Source organism: Streptococcus sp. DD11, assembly GCF_001578865.1.
GTDB lineage: Bacteria > Bacillota > Bacilli > Lactobacillales > Streptococcaceae > Streptococcus > Streptococcus panodentis.
Genome location: NZ_KQ969492.1, coordinates 1 through 221, shown reverse-complemented (window position 1 = coordinate 221; position 221 = coordinate 1). Strand labels below are relative to the sequence as shown.

Genomic DNA, 221 nt, shown 5'->3' with positions numbered 1-221 from the left:
AAGATGAACAGGTGGTTGACTGGGAACGGGCCAAGGTGATAACTCTGGATTCTGGCTATGAAGATTCCAAACTGCAGGGAATGATTGAGAATCGGGATGTGGCTTTTTTGGCAGACGGGCGCCATCTCTGGCAAGAGCCGGCGCTTTGGCTTTCCGAAAAGCAGGAAAGACAGGCGTATCTTCCGCATAGCCTGTTCGGAGAATCCACGGATTTTTCCAGG

The 221-nt window shown here is 51.6% G+C and carries 1 protein-coding gene; it reads left to right on the top strand.

Features of this window, described 5'->3' with window-relative positions; all coding sequences use genetic code 11:
• Window positions 1-11 precede the first annotated feature (11 nt).
• The coding region (locus STRDD11_RS13950) for a hypothetical protein (RefSeq protein ID WP_206512734.1) at window positions 12-221 on the top strand (210 nt) is incomplete at its 3' end.